The organism is Nonomuraea sp. NEAU-A123 (assembly GCF_018603905.1).
Lineage (GTDB): Bacteria > Actinomycetota > Actinomycetes > Streptosporangiales > Streptosporangiaceae > Nonomuraea.
In genome coordinates this window covers 54,728-81,121 of sequence record NZ_JAHFZZ010000012.1, presented here as the reverse complement: position 1 = coordinate 81,121, position 26,394 = coordinate 54,728, and the positions used below count along the sequence as shown (strand labels likewise).

The 26,394-nt window shown below is 70.2% G+C and carries 24 protein-coding genes; 9 read left to right on the top strand and 15 right to left on the bottom strand.

Going from position 1 to position 26,394, the window contains the following annotated elements; genetic code table 11:
* Positions 1-18 precede the first annotated feature (18 nt).
* From KLK06_RS33670 to KLK06_RS33620, 11 genes are all read right to left on the bottom strand, one after another.
* Entirely contained in the window at positions 19-1,335 is a 1,317-nt protein-coding gene (locus KLK06_RS33670) for an NAD(P)/FAD-dependent oxidoreductase (protein ID WP_214639632.1), read from the bottom strand.
* 96 nt (positions 1,336-1,431) lie between these two features.
* On the bottom strand, positions 1,432-2,226 hold the full coding sequence (locus KLK06_RS33665) for a uracil-DNA glycosylase (protein ID WP_214639631.1): 795 nt from the start codon (positions 2,224-2,226) through the stop codon (positions 1,432-1,434).
* Positions 2,227-2,294: 68 nt separating this feature from the next.
* Entirely contained in the window at positions 2,295-3,731 is a 1,437-nt protein-coding gene (locus tag KLK06_RS33660) for a hypothetical protein (RefSeq protein WP_214639630.1), read from the bottom strand.
* A gap of 176 nt (positions 3,732-3,907) precedes the next feature.
* Positions 3,908-4,915, bottom strand: coding sequence for a Ppx/GppA phosphatase family protein (locus KLK06_RS33655; protein ID WP_214639629.1), 1,008 nt, complete (start codon positions 4,913-4,915; stop codon positions 3,908-3,910).
* Entirely contained in the window at positions 4,906-5,394 is a 489-nt protein-coding gene (locus KLK06_RS33650; RefSeq protein WP_214639628.1) for a DUF501 domain-containing protein, read from the bottom strand. Before KLK06_RS33650 ends, KLK06_RS33655 begins: the two co-directional genes overlap by 10 nt.
* Positions 5,395-5,407: 13 nt before the next feature.
* A complete protein-coding gene (locus KLK06_RS33645; protein WP_214639627.1) occupies positions 5,408-5,800 on the bottom strand; it encodes a septum formation initiator family protein in 393 nt (130 codons plus the stop codon).
* A gap of 123 nt (positions 5,801-5,923) precedes the next feature.
* Positions 5,924-7,201, bottom strand: a complete 1,278-nt coding sequence (gene eno, locus KLK06_RS33640) for a phosphopyruvate hydratase (protein WP_214639626.1) — start codon at positions 7,199-7,201, stop codon at positions 5,924-5,926.
* A gap of 133 nt (positions 7,202-7,334) precedes the next feature.
* Positions 7,335-8,279: a MazG family protein gene (locus KLK06_RS33635; protein ID WP_214639625.1), complete on the bottom strand. Its 945-nt coding sequence runs from the start codon at positions 8,277-8,279 to the stop codon at positions 7,335-7,337.
* Between the two features lie 2 nt (positions 8,280-8,281).
* Positions 8,282-8,890: a SurA N-terminal domain-containing protein gene (locus KLK06_RS33630; RefSeq protein WP_214639624.1), complete on the bottom strand. Its 609-nt coding sequence runs from the start codon at positions 8,888-8,890 to the stop codon at positions 8,282-8,284.
* A gap of 26 nt (positions 8,891-8,916) precedes the next feature.
* Complete coding sequence (gene mfd / locus KLK06_RS33625; RefSeq protein WP_214639623.1) at positions 8,917-12,405, bottom strand: transcription-repair coupling factor; 3,489 nt, start codon at positions 12,403-12,405, stop codon at positions 8,917-8,919.
* 67 nt (positions 12,406-12,472) lie between these two features.
* Positions 12,473-12,856: a signal peptidase I gene (locus KLK06_RS33620; protein WP_214639622.1), complete on the bottom strand. Its 384-nt coding sequence runs from the start codon at positions 12,854-12,856 to the stop codon at positions 12,473-12,475.
* A gap of 62 nt (positions 12,857-12,918) precedes the next feature.
* Here KLK06_RS33620 and KLK06_RS33615 point away from each other — a divergent pair, with 62 nt between their 5' ends.
* The 3 genes from KLK06_RS33615 to KLK06_RS33605 all read left to right on the top strand — a co-directional run bounded on the left by KLK06_RS33615 (position 12,919) and on the right by KLK06_RS33605 (position 15,797).
* Positions 12,919-13,635: a bifunctional 2-polyprenyl-6-hydroxyphenol methylase/3-demethylubiquinol 3-O-methyltransferase UbiG gene (locus KLK06_RS33615; RefSeq protein WP_214639621.1), complete on the top strand. Its 717-nt coding sequence runs from the start codon at positions 12,919-12,921 to the stop codon at positions 13,633-13,635.
* A 69-nt stretch (positions 13,636-13,704) separates the two neighbouring features.
* Positions 13,705-14,919, top strand: coding sequence for an adenylyl-sulfate kinase (gene cysC, locus KLK06_RS33610; protein WP_214639620.1), 1,215 nt, complete (start codon positions 13,705-13,707; stop codon positions 14,917-14,919).
* Complete coding sequence (locus tag KLK06_RS33605) at positions 14,916-15,797, top strand: sulfite exporter TauE/SafE family protein (RefSeq protein WP_214639619.1); 882 nt, start codon at positions 14,916-14,918, stop codon at positions 15,795-15,797. Before cysC ends, KLK06_RS33605 begins: the two co-directional genes overlap by 4 nt.
* On the opposite strand, the gene KLK06_RS33600 is transcribed toward KLK06_RS33605, so the two are convergent.
* Positions 15,742-16,773, bottom strand: coding sequence for a glycoside hydrolase family 26 protein (locus KLK06_RS33600; RefSeq protein WP_250906408.1), 1,032 nt, complete (start codon positions 16,771-16,773; stop codon positions 15,742-15,744). The two genes, KLK06_RS33605 and KLK06_RS33600, sit on opposite strands and share 56 nt — an antisense overlap.
* A 286-nt stretch (positions 16,774-17,059) precedes the next feature.
* On the opposite strand from KLK06_RS33600, the gene KLK06_RS33595 reads away from it, so the two are divergent.
* The 6 genes from KLK06_RS33595 to KLK06_RS33570 are packed head-to-tail and all read left to right on the top strand — an operon-like array spanning position 17,060 to position 23,630.
* Positions 17,060-18,433, top strand: a complete 1,374-nt coding sequence (locus KLK06_RS33595; protein WP_214639618.1) for a YveK family protein — start codon at positions 17,060-17,062, stop codon at positions 18,431-18,433.
* Complete coding sequence (locus KLK06_RS33590) at positions 18,430-19,707, top strand: hypothetical protein (RefSeq protein WP_214639617.1); 1,278 nt, start codon at positions 18,430-18,432, stop codon at positions 19,705-19,707. Before KLK06_RS33595 ends, KLK06_RS33590 begins: the two co-directional genes overlap by 4 nt.
* Positions 19,704-20,609 (top strand): hypothetical protein, encoded by a 906-nt coding sequence (locus KLK06_RS33585; protein ID WP_214639616.1) that lies wholly within the window; start codon positions 19,704-19,706, stop codon positions 20,607-20,609. Before KLK06_RS33590 ends, KLK06_RS33585 begins: the two co-directional genes overlap by 4 nt.
* A gap of 5 nt (positions 20,610-20,614) precedes the next feature.
* Positions 20,615-21,460, top strand: a complete 846-nt coding sequence (locus tag KLK06_RS33580) for a sulfotransferase domain-containing protein (RefSeq protein WP_214639864.1) — start codon at positions 20,615-20,617, stop codon at positions 21,458-21,460.
* On the top strand, positions 21,448-22,728 hold the full coding sequence (locus KLK06_RS33575) for a lipopolysaccharide biosynthesis protein (RefSeq protein ID WP_214639615.1): 1,281 nt from the start codon (positions 21,448-21,450) through the stop codon (positions 22,726-22,728). The genes KLK06_RS33580 and KLK06_RS33575 overlap by 13 nt, the downstream gene beginning before the upstream one ends.
* Entirely contained in the window at positions 22,725-23,630 is a 906-nt protein-coding gene (locus KLK06_RS33570; protein ID WP_214639614.1) for a sulfotransferase, read from the top strand. Before KLK06_RS33575 ends, KLK06_RS33570 begins: the two co-directional genes overlap by 4 nt.
* On the opposite strand, the gene KLK06_RS33565 is transcribed toward KLK06_RS33570, so the two are convergent.
* The 3 genes from KLK06_RS33565 to KLK06_RS33555 form a co-directional block, all read right to left on the bottom strand.
* Positions 23,605-24,231, bottom strand: a complete 627-nt coding sequence (locus KLK06_RS33565) for a hypothetical protein (protein ID WP_214639613.1) — start codon at positions 24,229-24,231, stop codon at positions 23,605-23,607. The two genes, KLK06_RS33570 and KLK06_RS33565, sit on opposite strands and share 26 nt — an antisense overlap.
* Before the next feature lie 39 nt (positions 24,232-24,270).
* Positions 24,271-25,074 carry a WecB/TagA/CpsF family glycosyltransferase gene (locus KLK06_RS33560; RefSeq protein WP_214639612.1) on the bottom strand — a complete coding sequence of 268 codons (804 nt, stop codon included), beginning with the start codon at positions 25,072-25,074 and terminating at the stop codon, positions 24,271-24,273.
* A gap of 396 nt (positions 25,075-25,470) precedes the next feature.
* A complete protein-coding gene (locus KLK06_RS33555) occupies positions 25,471-26,391 on the bottom strand; it encodes a glycosyltransferase family 2 protein (RefSeq protein WP_214639611.1) in 921 nt (306 codons plus the stop codon).
* Positions 26,392-26,394 lie beyond the last annotated feature (3 nt).

Here is a 26,394-nt window from a genome sequence, read left to right as displayed (position 1 = left end):
GGCGCTGCTGTACGCGGGCTAGCGGCGGGTCGTCGCCACGGCGGCCCTGAACCCGTCGCGTGGGTGCTCCATCTCGCCCAGTGAGATGGTCTCCCGCTTGAAGAACAAGGCCAGCGTCCAGTCGACGACGACACGGACCTTGCGGTTCAGCGTCGGCACCCGCGACAGATGGTAGGTGCGGTGCATGAACCACGCAGGGAATCCGCGAAGCTTGATGCCGTAGACGTTCGCGACGCCCTGATGCAGGCCGAGACCGGCGACCGATCCGACATACTTGTGTCGGTAGTCGACCAGTTCCTGCCCCCGCAGATGGCGGACCAGGTTGTCGGCCAGCACCTTGGCCTGGCGTACGGCGTGCTGGGCGTTGGGCGCGCAATACTGGCCCGGGTTCGTCACGTCGGGCACGCCCGCCGCGTCACCGGCGGCGAAGGCGTCCGTGACGCCCGCGACGGTCAGCCTGGTCGTGGTCTTGATCCGGCCGCGCTCGTCGAGCGGCAGGCCGCCGTCGTTGACCACCGGGCTGGGCTTGACGCCCGCGGTCCACACGAGGGTCTCGGCGTCGAACTCGGTGCCGTCGGAGAGCACCACGTGGCCGCCCTCGCACGACTCCAGGCGCGTGTCGAGCTTCACCTCGATGCCGCGCTCGCGCAGCTGCTCCAGCGTCCACTTGCCCATCTCGGGGCCGACCTCGGGCAGCACCCGGTTCGTGGCCTCCACCAGCACCCAGCGGATGTCGGCGGGCGTGATGTTGCGGTAGTAGCGGGTCGAGTCCTTGGCCATGTCCTCGAGCTCGGCCAGCGCCTCGACGCCCGCGAAGCCCGCGCCGACCACGACGAACGTGAGCGACCGGCGGCGCGCCTCCAGGTCGTCGGTCGACTCGGCGACATCGAGCAGGTGCAGGACCCGGTTGCGCAGCGCGATGGCCTCGCCCACGGTCTTGAACCCGATGCCGATGTCGGTCAGCCCCGGGATCGGCAGCGTCCGCGAGATCGAGCCGGCGGCCATCACGATCACGTCATAGGCGATCTGGCGGGACTCGCCCTCGACCGGCTGGAAGGTGACGGCCCGTTCTTCGTGGTCCACCGCGGTGACCGTGCCGTTGAGCACGCGCACCTTGGGCAGCACCCGGCGCAGCGGGGCGACCACGTGCCGCGGGGAGAGGTTACCGGCCGCCGCCTCAGGCAGGAACGGCTGGTAGGTCATGTAGGAGTGGGGATCGATGATCGTGATGCGCACTTCGCCGTCGCGCAGCTCCTTGCGGAGCTTGTGCTGCAGTCGCAATGCCGTGTAGAGGCCGACGTAACCGCCGCCGACGATCAGAATGTGCTTGTTCATCCTCAGGTCCCATCCCTTGCGGGGAAGCTTGTGAAACTATTCACAAGGTTACGTCAAGAGCGTCCCCAAAAGCCAATCCCCAGGTCGTGCGACACATCACACCCCCAGCGCCCTGGCTCGGGCGAAGACGTCGTCGAGCATCTGGGCGGTCACCCTGCCGGTGAAGGTGTTCTGCTGGCTGGGGTGATAGCAGCCCAGCAGGGTCACCGGCGCCTGGCCGTAGGAGACCTGGACCTCGACGCCGTGCCCGAACGGCGGCCTGCCGCGCGGCAGCGAGTAACCGGCCTCCTTGAGCGCGGGCCACATGGCCTGCCAGGCGAACCCGCCCAGCGCCACGACCACCCGCACGCTCGGCGCGGTCAGCGCGAGCTCACGGGACATCCACGGCAGGCAGGTGGCCCGCTCCTCGGGCGTGGGCTTGTTCGCGGGCGGCGCGCACCGCACCGAGGCCAGCATCCGGGCGCCGATCAGCTTCTGCCCGTCACCGGCGCGCGTGCTCGTCTCCTGTACGGCCAGGCCGACGCGGTACAGCGAGGCGAACAGCCAGTCGCCGCTGCGGTCACCCGTGAAGATCCGCCCGGTCCTGTTGCCCCCGTGCGCGGCCGGGGCGAGTCCGACGAGCAGGACGCGCGGCTCGTCCTCGCCCCACCCGGCGACCGGCCGCCCCCAGTAGGTCTCGTCGGCGAACGCGCGCCGCTTCACCTCGGCCACGTCCTCACGCCATTCCACCAGGCGCGGGCAGGCCCTGCACACGGACTGCGCGGCGGTGAGCTCCGCCAGAGTGTCGCCGGCGGCGGCCAGACGGCGCACGTCAGCGGGGTCGTGGGCGACCGGGGTGTCAGCGGTCGCCGGGTCGCCGGGCCAGCCGGTGCCGGGAGGTACGAAGCTCACGTCGCAACCGTAGCGACAACGAAAAACCGGGTGGCGCCGGAGGGCGCCACCCGGTTCAGTTCAACCGATCAGACACCGGTCTTCGGGCAAGCCACCGAGAAGGTGGTGGCCGAAGAGGCGGCGTCGGGGCTGACGACCACGAGCGAGACAGAGCCCTTGGTCTCGCTGGCGCTCTGCGCGCCGGCGATGCCCCAGGTCACGTCGACACTGCCGGTGACCTGACGCTCAAGGTCCGGGTTCTCCTTCTTGCCGTCGATCACCCAGTAGTACTTGACGGTGGTCGGAGCGGAGCTGGAGATCGTCGCCTTGAAGTCGACGCCCGGGCCGCGCTTGTCGGCGCAGAAGTTGTTGCGCTGGCCGACGGAGATGCTCGAAACCGTGATCTTCGGCTTCGGCGCCACGCACGCGGCGTAGGACTGCGTGATCGAGTCGTTGTTACGCGGTCCAGAGATGGACAGGGTGACCTTTCCACCCTTCGTCGCGTCACCGGACAGAACGCGGTCCGACAGCTCGACGGTACGCGAGCCCTCGCGGCCGAACAGGACCGTGCCCTTGTCGACGGACGTGCCGTTGACCGACCACGTGTACTCGACCCGCGCGCGGCCGGTCGAGTTGATGGTGGCGTGCGCGCCGACCTTGCAGCCGTCGTTGTTGGTGGCGGTCACCAGGTTGGTGGCCGTGACCTTCACCGAGGGAGCCGGGGTCTCGTCCTTGCAGGTGACCCTGTAGTAGGCCCGGTCGGACGAGGAGTCGCCGGCACCGACGACCTGCAGCACGGCGTAGCCGCGCTCGCTGACCCGCGGTGAGTACCCGAAGGAGACCGTCCGCGAGTGGCGCACCTTGGTCTTGCCGTAGTCGACGACGCGGCCGTCCAGCACCCAGCGGTACTTGACCCACGACGGGTCGCTGACCTTGATCCGGCCAACAAAGTTGATCTTGTCGCCGGGGGTACAGGGGCCGGTGTACGAGCTCGGGTCGGCCCAGGCGCTGACCGAGACCTTCTTGTCGTCACCATTCTCGACGACGACCTCTTCCGCGCAGTTGACCGAGAAGTAGCCCTTCTTCGAGGTCACCTTGCGGGGGCTGAGGACCTGCACGGCCTCCCAGCCCTTGACACTCTCGTCGAAGGAGAGCGTCTGGCCGATCTTGACCGACTTGGTGCCGTGGCCCTTGAGCTTCAGCACCTTGACCTTGCCCTTGGACCCATCGCCGTGGAGCCAGCGGTAGGCGAGGTCGGTCTTGCCGTCGAGCTTGACGTTGACCTTGGCGGTGATGCCGACCTTCACCGGGCAGGCGCCCTCGTAGTCGCGGGTCGACGCCTTGGGCGTGGACACCGAGACCTTGGGCCTGGCCTTGGCGGTGGTGGCCGCGGTGCCGGCCTTACCCGCGGTGGCCTGGGTGGACGCCTGCGCGGGAGCGGCTGCCAGCCCCGCGATCATGGCGCCCAGCACGGCGGCGGAGGCGCCGAACGCCGCCGCCTTACGCGCTAAAGGAGAGGACTTCATCTGAGAGTGCTCCATTCCGTTAGGGAAAAGACGCGCTCGGGAACGGTTGCCACGCCGACACCATCCGTGTCCGGCGATATGGCAAAGCCCCCGCAATGCTGCCCTTACCTAAGCACAAAAGTGATTGCACCCTCAACACAACCGGAAACCATGTATGTCCGGATTTCGCCGAGATATCAGGCTATGGAGTATGCGATTCCATCAAGGATGTCGTGTTCACTCACGACTACCTGCGGAAACGCGAAACGCCGCACGATGCGGTCCAGAATCAGCGCGCCGGCACAAATCACGTCAACTCTTCCGGGGTGCATCACCGGAATCCGGGCCCGCTCACTATGGGTCATCGCGAGCAGTCGACGGGTGACGTCGTGAACCTGTGGCGCGGTGATCCGGGAGTGATGGATCCGCTCCGGAACGTACGCGGGAAGGTCGAGCGCGATGCCCGCCACCGTCGTGACGGAGCCGGCCAGACCGACCAGTGTGTGCGCCTCTTGGACCGGCACCACCTCGGCCACCCGATCGAGCGCGGCCTCGATGTCGGCCACCATGGCCTCCAGCGCCCGCACCGACGGTGGTTCTTCCGGGGCCCCCGCGGAGCCCGATGAGCGCAGGTGGCGCTCCGTCAGCCGCACGCAGCCGATGTCGACCGACAGAGCGCCGATGACGTGCTCGGAGCCGACCACGAACTCGGTCGAGCCGCCGCCGATGTCGACGACCAGGTAGGGAGGGAGCGGCCCCTGCGGCATCCCGGTCTCGCGCGACAACCGGACCAGCCCCCTGGTCGCCCCGACGAACGACAGCTCGGCCTCCTCCGCGCCCGTCACCACCTCGGGCTCGACCCCGAAGATCTCGCGCACCCCGTCGACGAACTCCTGCCTGTTGGCGGCGTCACGCGTCGCGCTGGTCGCCACCACCCGGGTCGCCGTGGCGCCGTGCTGGTCGATGAGCTTGCGGTAGATCCGCATCGCGGCGAACGTCCGCTCCAGCGCCTCGGGAGCCAGCCGCCCCGTCTTGTCGACCCCCTCGCCCAGCCGGACGATCTCCATCCGCCGCTCGACGTCGACCGGCCCGCCACCGGCCGCCCCGCCATGGGCCGGCGTGCCGTCGGTGACCTCGTCGCCGCCGAGGTCGGCGATCAGCAGGCGTACGGAGTTGGTGCCGCAGTCAACGGCGGCTACACGCATGGTCCGTCACTCCACCACTCGGGGAGGGCATCCAGCGCCTCCCGGCCGAACGGGTTGGATCCGGGCACGGCCAGCTCGTGCGCGACGAGCGCGTGCAGGCATTTCACCCGCAGCGGCATGCCGCCGGTGCTCTGCATGTCGCGCGGCAGCGGCTCCAGGCCCTGGTCCTCGGCCGCCTTGTCGCGCCTGGCCACGTAGTCGTCGTGGGCGGCCTGGTAGGCGGCGGCCAGCTCGGGGTCGGTGGCCAGCCTGGCCTGCATCTCGCGCATCAGCCCCGAGCCCTCCAGGGTGCCGATCGCGGAGGCCGCCTTGGGGCAGGTCAGGTAGTAGAGGGTGGGGAACGGCGAGCCGTCGGGCAGCCTCGGCGCGGTCTCCACCACGTCGGGGTTGCCGCACGGGCAGCGGTGCGCCACCTCGCGCGGCCCTCTCGGCGGGCGCCCCAGTTGCCGCTGCACCGCTTCGACGTCACTGCTGTCCAACGCTCTCCCCGTCTTATCCGGCCTTGCGGCCCTGGCCCGTGTCGGCGGCCTCGACCGATTCCCACAGCGTCTGGTACCACGGCGGCCGCGTCGCGGGCTGCTTGACCGTCTTCTCGGTCTTGTCCGGCTCGGCGTCCATGACCACGTAGCACTTCTCGCCCGGCCCGCAGTAGTGCAGCCGCTCCTTGGCCGTCCGCTTGATCCAGTTGGGATCGCGGATCTGCTCCGCCTGCGCGGCCAGCGCTTGGCGGTCGGCCTCGACCCGCGCCTTCTCCGCCTGCAGCTCCGCGATGCCGCGGCGCTGGGCGATGTACTCGCGCACAGGATAGGCCAGGCTCATGGCGATCGCGCACACCACGATCGCGAGGATGGCGGCCCGACCGGTCAGCTGCGGCCTCTTCGCCAACGCTCCATACCCCCTCACTGCCCGGCCCGGCGTGGCGACCGGCCCAGGCCTGGGCGGATAGTCGTGTTTGCCGTTTCTGAGCGGCTCGCGGCATACCCGCCATGCCGCGAGCCGTACCCGAAACTAGCGCTGGAAGCGCGGAAAAGCCGCGCGACCCGCGTAGCGAGCGGCGTCGTCGAGAATTTCTTCGATGCGAAGGAGCTGGTTGTACTTGGCCACCCGGTCCGAGCGGGCGGGGGCGCCGGTCTTGATCTGGCCGCAGTTGACCGCCACGGCCAGGTCGGCGATCGTCGTGTCCTCGGTCTCGCCGGAACGGTGGCTCATCATGCAGCGGTAGCCGCTGCGGTGGGCCAGGTCGACCGCGTCGAGCGTCTCGGACAGAGTGCCGATCTGGTTGACCTTGACCAGCAGCGCGTTGGCGGTGCCTTCGGCGATGCCGCGCCCGAGCCGCTCCGGGTTGGTCACGAACAGGTCGTCGCCGACGAGCTGGACCTTGTCGCCGATGGCGTCGGTGATGGCCTTCCAGCCGGCCCAGTCCTCCTCGTCGAGCGGGTCCTCGATCGACACGAGCGGGTAGTTGTCGACCAGGTCCGCGTAGAAGGCGATGAGCTCCTGGGCCGACAGGCCCTTGCCGTCGATCGTGTAGACGCCGTCCTTGTGGAACTCGGACGCGGCCACGTCGAGCGCCAGCGCGACGTCCTCGCCCGGGGTGTAGCCGGCCCGCTCGATCGCGACCAGGATCAGGTCGAGCGCGTCGCGGTTGGACGGCAGGTTGGGCGCGAAGCCGCCCTCGTCGCCCAGCCCCGTGGCGTAGCCCTTCTCCTTCAGCACGCCCTTGAGCGCGTGGTAGACCTCGGTGCCCATGCGCACGGCCTCGCGGAACGTCGGCGCCCCGATCGGCGCGATCATGAACTCCTGGATGTCGACGTTGGTGTCGGCGTGGGCGCCGCCGTTGAGGATGTTCATCATCGGCACGGGCAGCACATGGGCGTTGGGGCCGCCCAGGTAACGGAACAGCGGCAGCTCGGCGCTGTCGGCGGCGGCCTTGGCCACGGCCAGCGAGACGCCCAGGATGGCGTTGGCGCCCAGCTTGGACTTGTTGGGCGTCGCGTCGAGGTCGATCATGATCTGGTCGATGATGCGCTGGTCTTCGGCCTCGATGCCGTTGATCTCCTCGAAGATCTCGTCGGTGACGGCGAGCACGGCCTTCTCCACGCCCTTGCCGCCGTAACGCTCGTCTCCGTCACGCAGCTCCACAGCCTCGAACTGGCCGGTCGACGCGCCGCTGGGCACCGCAGCGCGTCCCCTGCCGCCGTCGTCGAGAATCACCTCGACCTCGACGGTCGGGTTGCCCCGGGAGTCGAGGATCTCGCGAGCGTATACGACCTCGATGGTAGCCACGGGTTGAGCTCCTAAATCGAAAGGCAAGTATGCCTTCAGAGCCTATCGGTCGGCCGGGACCAGGCAGCAGCCGGAAGCATGACACTCCGCCAAATCCCCGGAGAACCAGCCAAGAACCCGCGCGTCGGCGGGGTTACGACGACTCGCGCTCGGACTCCCAGCGGAGCACGCGGTCGCGGTAGGAGCGGGCGGCGGCGCGGAGCTCGGTCTCGGCGTCGAGGCCCGCGTCCTGGGCGCGGCGGACGAGGTCGAACAGCTCGCGCCCCACCCCCTGCCAGATCGCGGCGGTCAGCCCCTCTGGGGCGCCCGCGCGCTCGGCCCGGCGCACGAGCTGGGCGGCCAGCGACAGCGCGGGTTGCCCCATCGGCACCCCGTCGAGCACCGACGGGCGATCACCCTTCGACGCGCGCTCGGCCGCCTTGATCGCCTCCCAGTTGTCGTTCACCTCGTCGGCGGTCTCCGCCCGCACCGAGCCGAACACGTGCGGATGGCGCCGCACCAGCTTCTCGACGATCCCCTCGGCCACGTCGTCCATGTCGAACCCGTCGGCCACCCGCGCGTGGAAGGCCACCTGGAGCAGCAGGTCGCCCAGCTCCTCGCGGAGCGCCGGGTAGTCGCCCTGCTCGATCGTCTCCAGCACCTCGTAGGCCTCTTCGAGCAGGTACGGCACCAAGGTCTCGTGCGTCTGCTTGCGGTCCCACGGGCACTCGGTGCGCAGCCGGTCCATCACCGCGACCAGGTCGAGCACCCGCGCGCCCGGCAGATCGTACGAGCCCGGCACCACCTCGATCAGCGGCGGCTCGGCCATCGCGACGGCGGCGTGGCCGACCGAGCGCATGAAGTCCTCGGAGTCGGCGGCGGCCAGCCAGACCACCGTCTCCGTCACCGCCCGCCGCGCCAGCGCGGCGGGGTCGGGCGTGACGACGGCCACCTCGACCCCGGCCTCGGCCAGGTAGGGCAGCTGCGGATGATCCTCGGACCCGGTCAGCACGGGGCCCGAACCGAAGGCCTGCCACGCCTGGTGGCTCAGCAGACCCGGTGCGACCCGCGGCGAGGTGGTGACGACGATCAGCGGCACGTCTAGCCCTGCGACTGCTGCTGCTGGGCCTGGTCGGTCTGCTCGGTGGTCACCGACGGCTTGCCGAAGCGGCCGGCGTCGACGAAGCCCTGCTGCCCGATCTTGCCGTAGCGCGGGCTGAAGACCGGGGCGAGCCCGTTGTACTCGACCTTGAACTTCTCCACGGCCTGCTGGTTCTGTGAACCGCCGAACTTCTCGATCACCTTGTTGACGCCGATCATCGCCCGCAGGTAACCGCGCGGGTTGGTCGGGGCGACGCCCTTGGACAGCAGGTTCATCTCGGCCGTCTGCTGCTCGCCCTTGTCCGCGGCAGCGGTGTCGATCTCCGTGTCGCTGACCTGCACCCCGAACTTGTCGGCCAGCTGCTGCTGCCGGCTCTGCTCGGCCATCCTGGACAGGACGAACTGGTTGACCGACACACCGAGCTGCGACGGGTCGATGTTGACCTTCCGCAGCGCGGCCTCGTACTCCTGGACGTTCTTGTTCAGGTCGCGCGCCGAGATCCGCTCATGACCCACTACGGCCGCGGCACCGGCCTCCATGGGCGAGGAGCAGGCGGTCAGCGCGACACCCACCACTGCAGCGGCCACTGCCACTCGAATCAACTTCACGTGCGTCCTTTCCGACAAAACCGCGGCTAGCTTACCCTCGCCGGCTCCAGGAACATCGCCTCGACCAGGTCTCCGCACCATTTGAGCAGGTCGAGGTCGCGAAGCGGCTGCCCGCCCAGCGGCTTGGTCTTCGGCGCGGGCACCAGCAGCGTCTCCGCCGCCTGCTTGTAGATGGCCTTCTTGTACAGCCGGTCGAGCCGCACCTGCTGGGACTCCCGGAGCCTGACCGGGCCGAACTTGATGTTCTGGCCCTGCAGCGTGACATCGGTGAGCCCGGCTTGGCGGGCCCGGATGCGGAAACTGGCGACGGCCAGTAGGTTCTCCACCTCGACGGGCGGCTTGCCGTATCTGTCCGTCAGCTCGGCGCGGACCTCGTCGATGTGGATGTCGGCCGAGATCGCGGCGATCCGCTTGTACGCCTCCAGGCGCAGCCGTTCGGAGGTGACGTAGTCGTGCGGGATGTGCGCGTTGATCGGCAGCTCGACCTTGACGTCGTGGTGCTCCTCTGCCACCTCCACGCCGGACAGCTTGGCCTTCTGCTCCTGTACGGCCTCGGCCATGAGCCGGACGTACAGGTCGAAGCCGACGCCCGCGATGAAGCCCGACTGCTCGGCGCCGAGCACGTTGCCCGCGCCGCGGATCTCCAGGTCCTTCATCGCGACGTACATGCCCGCGCCCATCTCGGTGTGCTGCGAGATCGTCGCCAGCCGCTCGTGGGCGGTCTCGGTGAGCGGCTTCTCCGGCGGGTAGAGGAAGTAGGCGTAACCCCGCTCCCTGCCTCGCCCGACCCGGCCCCTGAGCTGGTGCAGTTGCGAGAGGCCGTAGTTGTCCGCCCGGTCGACGATCAGCGTGTTGGCGTTGGGCACGTCGAGGCCGGACTCCACGATCGTGGTGCAGACCAGCAGGTCGTACTCGCGTTCCCAGAAGCCGACCATGATCTTTTCTAGCTGGTGCTCGTTCATCTGCCCGTGCGCCACCGCGATGCGCGCCTCGGGCACCAGCTCCCTGATCCGGGCGGCGACCCGGTTGATCGAGGCGACCCGGTTGTGCACGAAGAAGATCTGGCCGTCACGCATCAGCTCGCGCCTGATGGCGGCCCCGATCTGCTTCTCGTCGTACGGGCCGACGAAGGTGAGGATCGGGTGCCGCTCCTCCGGCGGGGTGAGGATGGTCGACATCTCCCTGATGCCGGTCAGGCCCATCTCCAGCGTGCGCGGGATCGGCGTGGCCGACATGGCCAGCACGTCGACCTGGGTGCGCAGGTGCTTCATGGCCTCCTTGTGCTCGACACCGAACCGCTGCTCCTCGTCGATGATGATCAGCCCCAGGTCCTTGAACCTGACCTCGGGGCTGAGCAGCCGGTGGGTGCCGATCACCAGGTCCACGGCGCCGGAGCGGAGCCCCTCCAGAGTGCCCTTGACCTCGCCGTCGGTCTGGAAGCGGGAGACCGGCCTGAGCGAGATGGGAAAGCTGGAGAACCGCTCGGTGAACGTCGACATGTGCTGCTGCACCAGCAGCGTGGTCGGCACCAGCACGGCCACCTGCTTGCCGTCCTGGACCGCCTTGAACGCCGCCCGCACCGCGATCTCGGTCTTGCCGTAGCCGACGTCGCCGCAGATCAGCCGGTCCATCGGGACGCCGCGCTCCATGTCGCGCTTGACCTCGTCGATGGCCTCCAACTGGTCGCCGGTCTCGACGTACGGGAAGGCGTCCTCCATCTCACGCTGCCACGGGGAGTCGGCGGCGAAGGCGTGGCCGGGCGAGGCCATGCGGGCGGAGTAGAGGCGGATGAGCTCGCCCGCGATCTCCTTGACCGCCTTCTTCGCCCGGGACTTGGCCTTGGCCCAGTCGGCGCCGCCCATCCGGTTGAGCGTCGGGGCCTCGCCGCCGACGTAGCGGGTGACCTCGTCCAACTGGTCCGTCGGCACGTACAGGCGGTCGCCCTTGGCGTACTCGATGACCAGGTATTCGCGCGTCGCGCCCTGGACCGTGCGCTGCACCATCTCGACGTAGCGGCCGACGCCGTGCTGCTCGTGCACCACGTGGTCGCCGACCTTGAGCTGGAGCGGGTCGACCATGTTGCGGCGGCGGGACGGCAGGCGGCGCATGTCCTTGGTGGACGCCTTCTGGCCGACGAGGTCGAGGTGGGTGAGCACCGCGAGGTTGGGGGTGATGAACCCGTGCTCGATCAACCCCGTCGAGACATGAACAACCTTCGGATCCGGCGATTTATCCAGATATTTCACCAACCGGGCGGGAACGTCCACGCCCTTGAGGACCTCGACCATGCGCTCGGCCGGGCCGTGCCCCTCGCTCAGCAGCACGACCGCCTTGTCCTCGGCCAGCCAGCCCTTGACGTCGTCGAGCGCCTTCCTGGTGTCGCCCCGGTACGCCTCGGAGTCCTGCGCGTCGAGCTCGACCCCGGCCCCGAACGGCGCCATCGTCCACCACGGCTGCCCCAGCACGTCGGCGTGCAGGCGGATCTCGTCGAGCGAGCGGAACGCCGCCGCGCCGAGATCGATCGGCGCCTCGCCCCCGGCCGCCGCGTTGATCCACGACGCCTCCAGGAACTCCTGCGACGTGCGGACGAGCTCCTCGGCCCGGCTCCTGATCCGCTCGGGGTCGCAGACGAACACCGCGGCGTTGGCGGGCAGGTGGTCGAGCAGCAGGTCCATCTCCCCCGCCAGCACGGGCGCGAACGCCTCCATGCCCTCGACCGGCGTCCCCTCGGCGAGCTGGTCGAGCACCTCGATCAGCGCCGGGTGCTCCCGGCCCAGCTCGCGCGCCGCCTGCCTGACCTCAGCGTTGAGCAGCAGCTCACGGCAGGGCGGCGCGAACAGCCCGCCGTCCGCGGCCTCCAGCGACCGCTGGTCGGCCACCTTGAACCAGCGGATCTCCTCGACCGTGTCGCCCCAGAACTCCAGCCGCAGCGGGTGCTCCTCGGTCGGCGGGAACACGTCGAGCAGCCCGCCGCGGACCGCCACCTCGCCCCGCTTCTCCACCATGTCGACCCGGTGGTAGCCGTTCTCGACCAGTCGCCGCACGACCTCGTCGAGGTCGGCGTCGTCGCCCGCGCGCAGGCGGGTGGGCTCCAGGTCGCCCAGACCTTTCATGATCGGCTGGAGCAACGCCCTGATCGGCGCCACGACCACGCTGAGCGGCCCGGCCGACTGGTCGTCCTTGACCGGGTGCGCGAGCCTCCTGAGCACCGCCAGCCGCTGCCCCACGGTGTCGCTGCGCGGGGACAGCCGCTCGTGCGGCAGCGTCTCCCAGGCCGGGAAGACGGCCACGGAGCTGGGCTCGATCAAGCTGGTGAGCGCGCTCGCCAGGTCCTCCGCCTCGCGGCCGGTGGCGGTGATCGCCAGCACGGCCCGCTGATCGTGCCCGGCCAGCGCGGCCACTCCGAACGGCCGCAGCGCGGACGGCGCCACCAGCGAGATGTCTCCGCCCTCTTCCAGAGCGGCGGTCAGCTTGGGGTCGGTGATGACAAGATCAAGCAGCCCGGACAGACTCATTTTTCGACAGCCCCACGACGATTACCCCCAGCCGGCGGGCGTGGGGGTTCCCCTACTCTATTCGCATCTACCCCACGCCCCCGTCCTGCTCCGCGACCTTGTAGCCCGGGACGGACGGCCAGCGGACCGTCAGGACCACCGACTCCTCCTCCGCGCGCCAGGAGTGGTCCACGCCCTTGCCCCAGACCACGTAGTCGCCTCGCTCGGCGAGCAGAACGCTTCTCCCCGGTAGTTCGACGCGGAAGCGGCCCGAGATGAGGATCAGCAGCGCCGTACGCTCTTCGCCTTTCACCCACTCGGCGCGCTCGTCGCCCGGAAGGTGGGTGCCCCATTTGATTTCCACTCCGTTGCTGTGTCTCGGATCCCCGTAGGGTTTGAAATGACCCAGGAGCCAGCCATGGTCCATCGCGGCGTCCACGTTCGCGTTGCCCACGTACACGAGATCACTCACGGCGCAGGACGCTAGCAGGGAAATGCCTTACTAATTGGCGTCGATTGATTACTCTAGGTGACATGTCTGAGGTGCGGTCGGTAGCCCCGAGGGGCGATCTCTTTGGTCAGCGGATCCGCGAACAGTGGGCCGGACAGCTCGGCAGGCGGCTCGACGTGCTCGTCGCCGGATGCGCGCACGACGAGCCACTGGTCCTGGATCGGATCGATACCAGGATCACCGGCGTCGACGAGGACCTGCCCCCGATCAGGATGGCGGTCGCCGAGCGAGCCGATCTCGTCAGGTGGTCGCTGGGCGACCTGCGCTGCGTGCCCCTGCCCCCGAGGTCCGTGGACGTGATCCAGCTCTCGTTCCTGCTGGAGCGCATCCAGCACGCCGAGCTGGTCTTCGACCGGCTGCTCCAGGCGCTGCGCCCCGGCGGGCTGATCCTGCTGCGCATGCGCGACCGGAAGTCCGCCTACGGCCTGCTCGACCGGACCACCCCGTCCTGGCTGCGGCTGCTGCTCTGGCGGCACCTGGTGGCCACCGGCACGCCGGGCCCGCTGCCGGCCGTCTACGGGCCGGTGACCTCGCGCGACGGGATCCACGCCTTCTGCCTGACGCGCGGACTCATGATCACCGATGACCACGAGGCGACCAGCGGCCCGGCCATGGGCCGCATCGGCCGCACGGCCGTCGCGATGACGGCCAAGCTGACCCGCGGCCGCTTCCCGTCCTCACACGACGAGATCGCCATGGTCATCAGAAAGCCACAGAACCACTTCGCACGCCTCATCTAGCGACACACTTGTAGCAAAGGATAGAATCCTTTCCTACCAATTCAATCGGAATAGTTGGGATGGCAGAACGTGGAGTGGACCCCCGGCGCGTACGAGCTGGCCGATCTGGAGCTGCTGCTCTCCGGCGCGTTCCAGCCGTTGAGGGGCTACCTCGGCCACGACGACCTGCACGCGGTGCACGAGCGCGGCACGCTCGCCGACGGCACCCCGTGGCCCGCGCCCGTCACGCTCCACCTGCCCGCGGAGGCCGCCCCCGGCGACGAGGTCACGCTGCTCGACCCCGAGGGCGTGCCGCTGGCCGTGCTCACCGTCGCCGAGCGCGAGCCCGACGGACTGACCTCCGGCCCGGTGAAGAGCTTGGGCGCTCCGGAGCACGGCCCGTTCGCCCGGCTTCGCCGTACTCCGGCACAGGTACGCGACGAGCTCGACGGGCGGGAGGCGCTCGCCGTCACCATGCGGGGACCGCTCGACGACCTCACCGAGATCGTCGCCACCGCCAAGGAGCTCGACGCGGTGATCGTGCTGCTCCCCCTCTCCTTCGGCGAGACGGGCCCGGCCGTGGTACGAGCCGCACTGCGCGCCAAGGAGCAACTGCCCGAGGGCACGCTGGTGGTCTCGGTGCCGCTGGCGCCGCGCGCGGAGCCCGAGATCGACCTGGAACTGCGCGAGCACGTCGCCACCGCCTACGGCGCCACCGAGCACCTGGCCGGCCCCGAGCCGGTGCGCATCCCCGGACCGCCGCACCGGCGCGGGCTCGTGGTCTTCTTCACCGGCCTGTCCGGCTCCGGCAAGTCCACGATCGCCCGCGGCCTGCGCGACTCGCTGCTGGAGCTGGGCAGCCGCACGGTCACCTACCTCGACGGCGACGTGGTCCGTCACCTGCTGTCCAAGGGGCTGACGTTCTCCAAGGACGACCGCGACCTCAACATCCGGCGCATCGGCTTCGTCGCCGCCGAGGCCGCGCGCCACGGCGGGCTGGCGATCTGCGCCCCCATCGCCCCCTACGCGGACACCCGCGAGGAGGTGCGCGAGATGGTCGACTCGGTCGGCGCCGACTTCCTGCTCGTGCACGTGGCCACCCCGCTGGAGGAGTGCGAGCGGCGCGACCGCAAGGGCCTGTACGCCAAGGCCCGCGCCGGGCTCATCCCCGAGTTCACCGGCATCTCCGATCCCTACGAGGAGCCGGACGACGCCGAGCTGGTCATCGACACGACACACATTTCCATCGAGTCGGCCGTCGCCCAGGTGCTGGGGGCGCTGCGCAGCGGAGGCTGGGTTCGTTGATCGACTTCCCCCTGATCGCCGGATCCTTTGTGGTGGCCATCGTCGTCGGGCTCACCGGCATGGGCGGCGGCGCGCTCATGACGCCGATGATGATGCTGTTCTTCAACGTTCCGCCGCTGGCCGCGGTCTCCAGCGACCTGGTCGCCTCGGCCGTGATGAAACCGGTCGGCAGCGCGGTCCACCTGCGCAGGGGCACGGTCAACATGCGCCTGGTGGGCTGGCTCTGCGCGGGGTCGGTGCCGGCGGCGTTCTGCGGGGTGTTCGTGGCGCGGGCGTTCGCGGTCGGCGACGCGGTGAAGTACGCGCTCGGCGTGGCCCTGCTGCTCGCCGTCGCGGGCCTGGCCGTCAAGACGTGGCTGGCCGGGAAGGGCGGCACGTCGAGCGCCCACGATATTGTCGTGCGCCCAATCCCGACCGTACTGGTCGGTACGGTAGGCGGTCTCGTGGTCGGGATCTCCTCGGTCGGCTCGGGTTCCCTGATCATCGTGGCCCTGCTCGCCCTCTATCCGGCGCTCAAGGCCAACCAGCTCGTCGGCACCGATCTGGTGCAGGCGGTGCCGCTGGTCGCCTCGGCCGCGCTCGGCCATCTGCTCTTCGGCGACTTCCAGCTCCAACTGACGCTCTCGCTGCTCATCGGTTCCGTCCCGGGCGTCTACCTCGGTGCCCGGATCTCCTCCAGGGCGCCGGGCGGCCTCATCAGGGCGGTGCTCGGGATCGTCCTGCTCGCCTCCGCGCTCAAGCTGCTCGACGCGAGCAACACGCTGACGCTGTGGGCGCTCGCGGGCGCCACCCTCGTGACCGTCGCGGGCTGGCGCTGGCGCGTCAGGGCCGCGGCACAGGCGTCGAGTGAAAGTACGGATCTCGCGCGAGTTCGCTGAACGCCCGTCCGGCCGCGGGGTCGGAGTCGAAGCTGGTGTCGCCGCGCGGCGCGTGCGTTGAGTCGAAGTAGATCAACGCCTTGATCTGCGGGTAGTGCTGGATCTGCGTGCGCACCGACTCGAAGAACGAGCGCTTGGCCGTACGGTCGCCGGACCGCTCGAACACGCCCCACTCCGCGACCATGACCGGCTTGCCGGGAAAGCGCCACTGCATCCAGCGGTAGAACCCCGGCCACTGGCCGAAGTCGGGCCGGGTCTTGTTGACCAGTCCGTCGAAGTCGTTGACCCGGTGGTCGGCATAGGGGTCGAGGGCCACCCAGTCGACCACGTCGTCACCCGGGTAGAGCTGCTCGAACCAGGGCTTGGCCGCCCAGTTCGGGGCACCCATGTAGGTCATGACCGTGACCGCGTTCTTGACGCCCTCCTCGCGCAGCCTGAGCACGACATGGCGGTACATGGCGGCGTAGTCGGTGGCCTGCATGCCCGAGCCGGGGGTGGCGTCGACGTCGTTCTCCGGCTCGTGGTGCAGGGTGAGGAAGAACCGCTCGGGGAAGGTGCGTCTGATGTAGTCGGCCAGCCGGTCGATCCTGCGGTCGATGGCTCCGCCGGCGATCTGCGCCCAGGTGTGGTCGAACGACGGCTTCCAGTTGATGAGCAGCAGCCTGGGCCGGACCGGGTCGCGAGCCAGCCCGACCTCCTCCTCGGTGGGGAACTCCTCCTTGCCCCGGTGATAGACGTGCAGCACGTCGGCGGTGCCGCCGATGCGGGTCTCGGCGCTCTGCAGCGACCTTTCGACACCCGTACCGGTGAAGACCTCTGGGGCGATCCCCCACCAGGCACCGCACGACGGGATGAGCCGGGCGGTGACGGCGCAGGACGGCGAGTTCTCCGCGTTCGGCCTGACGCTCGGCTCCCGCGCCGGGCTCTCCGAGCCTCCCGGCTGCCCCGAGCAGCCCGCGAGCATGGCGACGACCAACAGCGCGACACCTTTAATGCCGACATTTACCGCTATACGAGAAATTCCCCACCGGTCCAAGGCCGTTCAACCCCCTCAACCAAGCACCCCCGTCCTATCAAACCTGAACCATGCCATGCCATTCCCAGAACTTCAGCCGGAGCGGGTGTATCGCCAGGTCACCGGCCACCTAGCCCGCCCCCAATTTCGCATTATTTCGGGTTATTGAAGGGCGAATTGCTGGCCGCTCCAGAGAAATCTCCCAAGATTCGTCCTGGGCAAAAGCGGTTCCACCTATAGTGGGCGGATGCCCGCGACTCGTGACGCACAGTCGTCGATCGGCGACACCGCGCACATACTCCAAGGGAGATCCGCCCCAATGAGCCTGTCGCCGGACTACCCGGGCCGCCGCCCCGGCACCGACCTGGCGGAGCATCTCTCACTGTTGCGCAGACGCTGGCTGCCGTTCCTGGGGCTTCTGCTGGCCGGCGGCACGGCGGGGCTGGCGCTGCTGCGGGTCACGCCGCCCGCCTACACCGCCACCACCCAGGTCCTGGTCGCGCCCGTGGGCGCCCAGGACCAGAGCAACCAGGTGACCAACCGGCAGCGCGAGCCGCTCAACCTCGACACCGAGGCGCAGATCGCGCAGTCGTCCGTGGTGGCGGCCAAGGCCGCGAAGGAGCTCAAGACCAGCGTGCCCGAGCCCGTCGAGGTCTCGGTGCCGCCCAACTCGGCCGTGCTGTGGATCTCCGTCACCGCCGCCGACCCCGCCGTCGCGGCGGCCCAGTCGCGGGCGTACGCGCAGGCTTACCTGGCCAACCGCACCGAGAGCGCGCAGGCGACGATGACCGCGCAGCAGCGGGCGATGCTGGTCAAGCTCAGACAGGTCAACACCGCGCTCGACACCGTGATCAAGGAGCTCGCCCGGCTGGGCAAGGGCACCATCGAGCACACGATGGCCGCACACCGGCAGAGCGTGCTCAACCGGCAGGCCTACAGCCTCACGCTCAAGTACGACGCGCTGAAGACCGTAGCCGTCACTCCCGGCTCGATCATCAGCCAGGCCACGCCGCCGACCGTGCCGAGCTCGCCCAGCCTGCCGCTCTATCTCGGCACCGGGCTCATGATCGGCCTGCTCCTCGGCACGGCCACCGCCTACGTCCGCGACCGGCTCGACACCCGGCTGCGCACCGCCGCCGACGTCGAGCGGCTGACCGGGCTGCCCGTCCTCGGCGACCTGTCGGACCCGCTGGCCCGGGGCGTGCCGCATGACCTGGCCGCCGCCGTGGTCGCCGCCTGCCCGGGCAAGCGGCTGCTGATCAGGGCGATCCCGGCCGAGCTCGGCGCGACGCCGGTGCTCGGGCCGCTGGCCCGCACCGCGCCGCTGTCGCTGCTGACCGGCTCCGACGTGGGCGACCTGGCCCGGGCCGACGCGGCCTTGCTGCTGGTCGGGCTCGGCCGGGCCACCTCGGTGCAGGCCGACGCCGCCGTACGCCATCTGGGCAGGCACAACGTACCGATCATCGGTGTGGTGACGACGACGGATCGGGCTCCGGGGCCCGATCCGCGGGCCGGCGCCTCGCTCGGCAAGCTGGTCGCCAGCGGCGAGCTGGAGTCCGGTCTGTCCGCTGAGACGGGTCCCATGACGGCGTTCCCCCAGCCACCGGGCACCTCGCCATGAGAGGCCCCGCGTGGCCGATCGGCGCGCTCCTGCTCGGCTATCCCGTGTGGTGGGCGCTCGGCTTCGGTGGCCTGTCGGTGATCGTCCTGGCGGCGCCCATGGCCGTCATCCTGTGGCGGCGCCGGCCGATCCTGGTGCCGCGCGGGTTCGGTCTGTGGCTGCTGCTCCTGGCCGGTTACACGGTGAGCGCGCTGATGCTGGCGGACATGCCGCCCGACACGTACGGCGGCTTCAACGCCGGGCGGGTGATCGGCTATCTCATGCGGTTCGCGCTCTACGCGGCTCTGTTGATCATGGTTCTCTATCTGGGCAACCTGACCGAGCGGGAGCTGCCGCAGCTCAGGCTCGTACGGATGCTCGGCGTGCTGTTCGTCACGACCGTGGTGGGCGGGCTGCTCGGGGTGTTCTTCCCCCGGCTGGAGTTCACCTCGCCGGTGGAGCGGGTGCTGCCGGGCTGGATCAGCGACAACGCCTTCGTCCAGAACCTCATCCACCCCACCGCCGCCCAGACCCAGAAGGTGCTGGGCTACGCCTCACCCCGCCCCGAGGCGCCGTTCGAGTGGGCCAACGCGTGGGGCAGCAACGTGTCGGTGCTGCTGATCTGGTTCGTGGTCGGCTGGTGGGTGTACGGCGGAGGCGGGCGCAAGGCGGCGGCCATCGCCTTGACCGCCGTGGCCGCCATCCCGATCGTCTACTCACTCAACCGCGGCCTCTGGATCGGCCTCGGGCTGGCCGGGCTCTACCTGATCGTCCGGGTCGGCGGACGCACCAGGCTGGCCCTGTGCGCCACGGCCGTGGCGGCGACACTGGCGTTCGCGCTCAGCCCGCTCGCCTCGCTGGTCGGCCAGCGCCTGGACAACCCGCACTCCAACGACATCAGGGCCTTCACCGTGTCGGCGACCATCGCGGCGGCCGCGCACTCCCCGATCATCGGCTACGGCAACACCCGCAACGCCATGGGCAACCACCGCACGATCACCACCGGCAAGACCGAGTGGTGCGGCGGCTGCGGCCATCCGCCGCTGGGCAGCGACGGGCAGCTCTGGCTGCTGATCATCACCCAGGGCTTCGTGGGGGCGGCGCTCTACGTGGCGTTCTTCCTGGGCGCGATCCGGCGCCACTGGCCCGACCGCAGCCCGATCGGGCTCGCGGGCGTGCTCGTCATGATCCTCGTGCTGCTCTACATGTTCGTGTATGACGGCCTGGTCACGCCGCTCAGCCTCTATCTCATCTCGTTCGCCCTCCTGTGGCGCAACACCAGGGAGACCTCGTGAACGACGCGAACCGGCGGCTGCGCTATCTCGATCAGACGGTGCGTTCGCTCTACCCCGGCCCCGGCTCCCCGCGCCCTTACAGCGTGCTGCCGCACCGGCTGCTGCCGCGCCGCCTGGCCCCCCGGCGCCAATGGCACGCGCTGCTGGGGCGCCGGGTCATGGTGCACGTCGAGGGCTCGATCGAGACCTATCTGAGCGATGTCCTCGGCGTTCCCGTCGAGACCGTCCTCCACGTACGGCCGGCCGCACGGGCCAACCGCAAGCCCGTCCTGGAAGCGCACCGCGAGGGCTCCGTCCTGGCGTTCGTGAAGGTCGGCGACACCGCGCGCACCCGCGAGCTGGTCGACGGCGAGGCCGCCGCGCTCAGGAAGCTGGGCGACCTGGCGCTGAAGACGGTCATCGTGCCGGCCGTGCTCCACCACGGGCAGTGGGGGGAGTTCTCGGTTCTGGTCCTGTCGCCGCTGCCGGTCCGGCGCGGCCGGGTCCCCGCCGCGCTGCTCGCCGACGCCGTCAGGGAGATCGCGGACACCGGCGGCGCCGAGGGAGCGGCCTGGCACGGCGACCTGTCGCCGTGGAACATCGCCCCGTCCGGCGACGGGCGGCTGCTCGTCTGGGACTGGGAGCGCTACGCGGTCGGCGTGCCCTACGGCTTCGACGCCGTGCACCACTTCTTCCAGCGCGCGCTGCGGCGGATGAACCCGCCCACGGCCGCGCGGGCCTGCCTGGCGCAGGCCCTGCCGGTCCTCGCGCCGCTCGGGCTGTCGGCCGCGCAGGCCAGGCGGACGGCCCTGCACTACCTCATCGCGCTGGCCGACCGGCACGCCGCCGACGGCCACGAACCCCTCGGGCCGCCGGACACCTGGCTCAACCCCCTCGTCGACCAGCAGGAGTCAGTGACGTGAACACCATGAAGCAGTCGGTGCTGTCCGTCTCCCGGACCACCGGGAAGTTCACGTCGAGTGTGCGGATGCTGCCGTCGTTCCTGATCGCCGGGGCGCAGCGGTGCGGCACCACGTCGCTCTACCGGGCGCTGGCACGGCACCCGCTGCTGCTCAAACCGGTGCTGCACAAAGGCGTCCACTACTTCGACGCCAACTACGGGCAGAGCCTGTCCTGGTATCAGGGGCATTTTCCGCTCCGGGCGGCCGCCGGGCGGCTCGCCCGCCGTCACGGCACGCACCCGCTGGCGTTCGAGTCGTCGCCCTACTACCTGTTCCATCCGCTGGCCGGCGAGCGCATCGCCGCCGACCTGCCCGGGGTCAAGCTCGTCGTGCTGGTCCGCGACCCGGTCGAGCGGGCGTGCTCGGCGCACGCCCACGAGCTGGCCAGGGGGTACGAGAGCGAGTCCGACTTCGAGCAGGCCGTGGAGCTGGAGGTGCCACGGCTGGCCGGAGCCGAGCAGAGCCTGCGGGCGCGGCCCTACTCCATCCACCACTCGCACCGCCACCACGCCTACCTGGCGCGCGGGCGATACGCCGAGCAACTCGACCGGCTGGAGCCGCTGTTCGGCCGCGAACGCATCCTGGTGCTCGACAGCCACCACTTCTTCACCGAGCCGGAACACATGTACGACCGGGTGCTGGACTTCCTCGGCCTGCCGCATCTGGGATACCCGGTGTTCGAGCGGCACAACGGCCGGCCGCTGCCCCGGCCGCTGCCCGACTCGGTCAGGCGGACGCTCAGGGACCACTTCGAGGTGTACGACAAGCGGCTCACCCGCTGGCTGGGGGGTGACCCGTCGTGGCGTCGCTGACCTCACGTCTGGCGGGCCCGCTCGGGCAGGTGGCCAAGGGCGGCATCGCGGGCGTCACCGGGGCCGCCATCAGCGCGGCGGCCCAGTTCCTGCTGGTCGTGGTCGTCACCAGGGCCTTCACCGCGCACCAGGCGGGCACCTTCTTCACCGCCACCGCCCTGGCCCTCATGATCGCCGGGGTGGCCAAGCTCGACGCGGGCAACGGCCTCATCTATTTCATCGCCCGCGCCAAGACCTACGACTACCACGGCATTTCCGGATATATCCGGGCGGCACTCGTTCCGGCGGTCCTGGTCGCCACCGTCTTCGGGGCTGTCCTCTACCCGCGGCTCGGCCTCCTGGCCGTGGCCCTGCCGGTGATGGTCGTCGCCGACATACTGCTGGCCGCCACCCGCGGCTTCGGCGCCATGCGTCCCACGGTGCTGCTCGACGGGATGGCGCTGCCCGCGCTCCAGTTCCTGCTGGTCGCCGCCGCGGCCGTCGCCGTCAGGCCGCAGTGGCTGCCGTTCGCGTGGGCGCTGCCGTACCTGCCGGTCGCGCTGCTCGCCGCGATCCAGTTGCGCGAACGCCTGCCGCGTACGCCGTACCTGCCGGGAACCGGGCGCGACCTGTGGCGCTACACGGCGCCGCGCTCGGTGGCGGGCGCCATCCAGGCGGTGTTCCAGCGGCTCGACATCGTGATCGTCGCGGTGCTCGGCGGGCCGGTCCAGGCGGCCGTCTACACCGCCGCCACCCGGTTCAAGGTCGTCGGCCAGCTCGCCAACCAGGGTCTGGCGCAGGCCGTACAACCGCGGCTGGTCAGGGCGCTGGCCGACGGCGAGCTGGCGCGGGCGCGGGAGCTGTACCAGGCGGCGACGGTCTGGCTGGTGCTGCTCACCTGGCCGGTCTGGCTCGGCTACGCCGCGCTGGCGCCGTGGCTGCTGCGCCTGTTCGGTGCGGGGTACGACGCCGCCGTACCGGTGGCGTTGGTCCTGGCGGGCACGATGATGCTGGCGACGGCGTGCGGCATGGTCGACGTCGTCCTGACCGCCGCCGGGCACACCACGGCCAGTCTGCTCAACCTGGTGACCGCGATCGCCTGCACGGTCGTGCTGGACGTGGCGCTCATCCCGGCCCACGGCGCCTTCGGCGCGGTGCTCGGCTGGGCGGGCGGGATGGTCGTGAAGAACCTGCTCCCCCTCTGGCAACTGCACCACCGCTACGGCCTCCACCCCTTCGGCCGCCACAGCCTCCCGGCACTCCGCTTCCGCTCCTGGGCCACCGCATGACCGGTCCCATCCTGGTGACGGGCCTGCCCAGGAGCGGCACGAGCTGGACGGGCAAGATGCTGGCTGCCGGAGGCGATCTCGTCTACGTCAACGAGCCGCTGAACCCCCAGCATCCGCCCGGCCGCTGCCCCGGTATCCTGCGGGCGCACGTCACCCACCGCTTCCAGTACATCTGCGACGACAACGCCGCCGACTGGCTGCCCGCCTTCCGCGACACGGTCGCGCTGCGCTACCGCTACCTGGCCGAACTCCGCGCCAACCGCTCGCCGTACGATCTCGCCCGCATGGCGCGCTACGGTACGGCCTTCACGCTGGGCCGCCTGCTGGGCCGGCGCGCGCTGCTCGACGACCCCTTCGCGCTGCTGTCGGCGGGCTGGTTCGCCACACGCCTGGGCTGCAAGGTGATCGCGCTGACCCGTGACCCGGTGGCGTTCGTGGCAAGCTGGCAGCGACTCGGCTGGACCGTCTACTTCCACGAACTCCTCGAACAGCCCCTGCTCATCCGCGACCACCCCGAACTCCTCGAACTACGCGCCCTCGTCGGCTCCCAGGACCGCATCGCCAAGGCGGCGGCCCTGTGGCGGGTCACCCGGTCGATCCTCGCCCGCACGCCGGACATCCTGCTGACCTCCTACGACGCCCTGGCCGCCGCGCCGGTCCCGGGCTTCCGTCAGCTGTACGCCTACGCGGGCCTCGCCTGGTCACCCGCCGCCGAACGCCGCATCACCAGAGCCTGCACGGCCCCCGCCGGCAGTGGCAGCGCGTTCGCCTGGTCGGGCCTGTCCCGCACGGCCTTCCGCCCCATGAACTCGCGCCGCGCCCTCGAAACGGCCACCCGCGGCCTGACCCCCGCGGAAGCCTCTCGCGTACGAGCACTCACTTCCGCAGATTCTCCGGCCTGAGGTGCATGGGCAGGTCCACGGCCACCCCGCGGCCACGCAGCAGCACCCACATCAGCCTGATCTGCACGATCGCCGCGATCACGAACGCGTAGACGTAGAGAAGGAGATTCGCCACGAGCAGGGCGGGGATCGACAGCGGCAGCAGCGCGTAGATCAGCACCGGGCTCACCACGCCTGTCATGTCTCCGGCCATGTCGAACACCCCCGCCGCGATGGCCCCCAGACAGAACAGGCCATAGCCCGTGCTCGCCCAGAAGGCCAGGCGGCCGCGTGAGTACCGGCCGGTGAACTCGGTGATCGTCTCGTCTCTGGCCCACGCGCTGCCGCCGGCGGCACGGGGTCTGCCCCTGCTGAACCACCACAACGGCACCGCCTGCACCAGCCCGAGCCCGGTCAGCAGAGCGACGGCCACCAGGTCTTCGGAACTGAGAATGGGCAGCAGGAACATCACCAGGCTGGCCGGGAACGCGAGGATCGAGAGCAACCCTGCGAACGTTCTCGCGGCCGGGCCCACGATCGCGAGGACGGCCACCAGAACCAGCAGAGCGCAGTAGATGAGCATCAGCAGGCCGACGAACCGGGTCCGGGTAGGTAATTTCACTGCGACACCCTATGGGCCCGATAGCTGGCGGCAGAAGGCCTATCCGCCCGTGGCCCTGCTGCTTCCGGAGGAGGCCCTTTTCCTCAGGCAGTCACCCAGCAGCCGGGCCGCGAACGGCAGGTCGTCGATCAGATAGCGCCTGGCCAGCCGTCCGGGCTCGGTCGCCAGCCGGAACGCCCACTCCAGCCCCGCCCCCTGCATCCAGCCGGGCGCCCTGGGCACCGTCCCGGCGGCGAACGCGATCGCCGACCCGCAGCCCACGAACCACGACCCCGGCAGATCCTCGCTCAGCCGGGCGATCAGCCGGTCCTGCCGCGGAAACCCGAGCCCGACGAACACCAGTCTCGGCCCCGCTCCCACGACCCTCCGCCGCACCCGCTCACGCCCGCCGTTCCCGTTCTCGAACCGGAAGGGCGGCGCGTCCACGCCGCAGACCTGCAGCCTGGGATAGCAGGCGGTGAGCTCACGAGCGGCCGCCACGGCCGCTCCCGGCGGGCCGCCCAGGAGATAGATCGGCCACCCTCGGCGCGCGGCCAGCTTGCTCAACGACCAGATCAGGTCGGCCCCGGTGACCCGCTCGGGTATCGGCGTGCCGAGCAGCCGCGCCGCCCACACCAGCGGCATCCCGTCGGCCACGACGAGGTCCGCGGAGTTGACGAGGTGGCGCAGTTTGTCGTCCTTTTCGACAGCCCGGCAGATGTCGACGTTCGGCGTCACGATCCGGCCGCCCCGCCCGGCCTCCAGCTCCCCGTCCACGTGCTCGACGACCTGCCGCTCGGTCAGCGGATCGACGGCAACGCCCCCGACCAGCACCCGCCCCGGCCTCTCCTTCTCCCCAGCCATCCTCCGCCCCTCTCCCACCGTGAGCCCCTCTCGTGCCGATCCCCGTATCAGGACTCCTTGCGGCGGGGGCGGGATGAAGCGGTCCCGCCGGAGTGCGGAAGAGCGCCATACCTCGATTCGGCCGGTCAGGCCAGACCTCTGATTGCCGCACCCATCGACCCGCCCACTCGTGGGACCGCGCCATGCCTCGACCCAGCCGCTCACGCCAGACGCGAGACCACGGCAGCCCTCGCCCCGACCGCTCAGGCCGGACGCGAGAGCGCAGCACGCCTCGATACGACCGACCGCTCTGACAGTGAGCTGACGACACGGCCGCGTCGGGGCGCTCGGCCTGGCCACGAGACGGCGGCGACACCGGCGGCTTGGTCTGGCCGTGGGAGGGAGGTCTGGGGTGGGTCAAATGCCGTGCCCCCGATCGTGGAGCAGGGCGAGCACTGCCCGTGCGGAGATGAGGCCGGCCGCGACGGCGAGGGCGATCGGCGCGCGGGGTTCGCCGATGCGGGAGGCGAACGTACGGAGGGCCCAGCGCCCGGCCTCACGGCGCCGGCCCAACGCGGCGTGGTGGAAGGCGAGTTGACCGTAGACCCGCGCTGCGCCTCGCGGATCCACGGCCAGTTCGGGGTGACGGGCGAGCATCCACTCCAGCCCGGCGATGCGGTCGGCCCAGCAGGCGACATAGTGGGAATTGCCCCAACGGATACGTACAAGTGGTCGATCAACGTTCGCGATCGGATGCCGCTTGGCCGCGCGCAGGGCCAGATCCCAGTCCTCGTTCTGACCGGCCGGAGCGCTCTCGTCCACCCACACGACTCCACGCCTGAACAGGAACGTCGACGAGTGCACCATCACCATGCGCGAACGCACCAGATCGGCCACCGTGACCGTGTCGGTGCCCGCAAGCCTCGGCACCCGGCGCTGACCGTACTCGACCTCGATGCCGCAACTCACGAACTCGGCGCCATCCTCGATGGCCCGCGCCTGCGCGGCGAGCTTGCCCGGCAGCCACACGTCGTCGTCGTCGCAGAACGCGATCAAGTCGGTGTGACAAGCGGCGATCCCGGTGTTACGCGCGCCCGGCAGACCGGTGCTGAGGACGTTGGGCAGGACGAGCACACGGTGGTGGACGCCCGTGCCGTTGTTCTGGGCGGCCACCTCGGCCACCTGCTCGGCGACGGCGGCGGGATCACCGCCGTCGACGACGATGGCCAGCGAGATCCGGCCGGGGTAGTCCTGCGCCAGGACGGCTCGGGTGGCCGCCCGCAGTTGTTCGGGCCGGTCTCCCCGGGTAGGGATCACCACGCCGACGGACGGGCTCATGCG

Bases quoted from the DNA above. Each gene is read 5' to 3' on its own strand.
- KLK06_RS33670 (WP_214639632.1), bottom strand. From the start codon at position 1,335: ATGAACAAGCACATTCTGATCGTCGGCGGCGGTTACGTCGGCCTCTAC.
- KLK06_RS33660 (WP_214639630.1), bottom strand. From the start codon at position 3,731: ATGAAGTCCTCTCCTTTAGCGCGTAAGGCGGCGGCGTTCGGCGCCTCC.
- KLK06_RS33655 (WP_214639629.1), bottom strand. From the start codon at position 4,915: ATGCGTGTAGCCGCCGTTGACTGCGGCACCAACTCCGTACGCCTGCTG.
- mfd (WP_214639623.1), bottom strand. From the start codon at position 12,405: ATGAGTCTGTCCGGGCTGCTTGATCTTGTCATCACCGACCCCAAGCTG.
- KLK06_RS33615 (WP_214639621.1), top strand. From the start codon at position 12,919: ATGTCTGAGGTGCGGTCGGTAGCCCCGAGGGGCGATCTCTTTGGTCAG.
- KLK06_RS33595 (WP_214639618.1), top strand. From the start codon at position 17,060: ATGCCCGCGACTCGTGACGCACAGTCGTCGATCGGCGACACCGCGCAC.
- KLK06_RS33590 (WP_214639617.1), top strand. From the start codon at position 18,430: ATGAGAGGCCCCGCGTGGCCGATCGGCGCGCTCCTGCTCGGCTATCCC.
- KLK06_RS33580 (WP_214639864.1), top strand. From the start codon at position 20,615: ATGAAGCAGTCGGTGCTGTCCGTCTCCCGGACCACCGGGAAGTTCACG.
- KLK06_RS33570 (WP_214639614.1), top strand. From the start codon at position 22,725: ATGACCGGTCCCATCCTGGTGACGGGCCTGCCCAGGAGCGGCACGAGC.
- KLK06_RS33560 (WP_214639612.1), bottom strand. From the start codon at position 25,074: ATGGCTGGGGAGAAGGAGAGGCCGGGGCGGGTGCTGGTCGGGGGCGTT.
- KLK06_RS33555 (WP_214639611.1), bottom strand. From the start codon at position 26,391: ATGAGCCCGTCCGTCGGCGTGGTGATCCCTACCCGGGGAGACCGGCCC.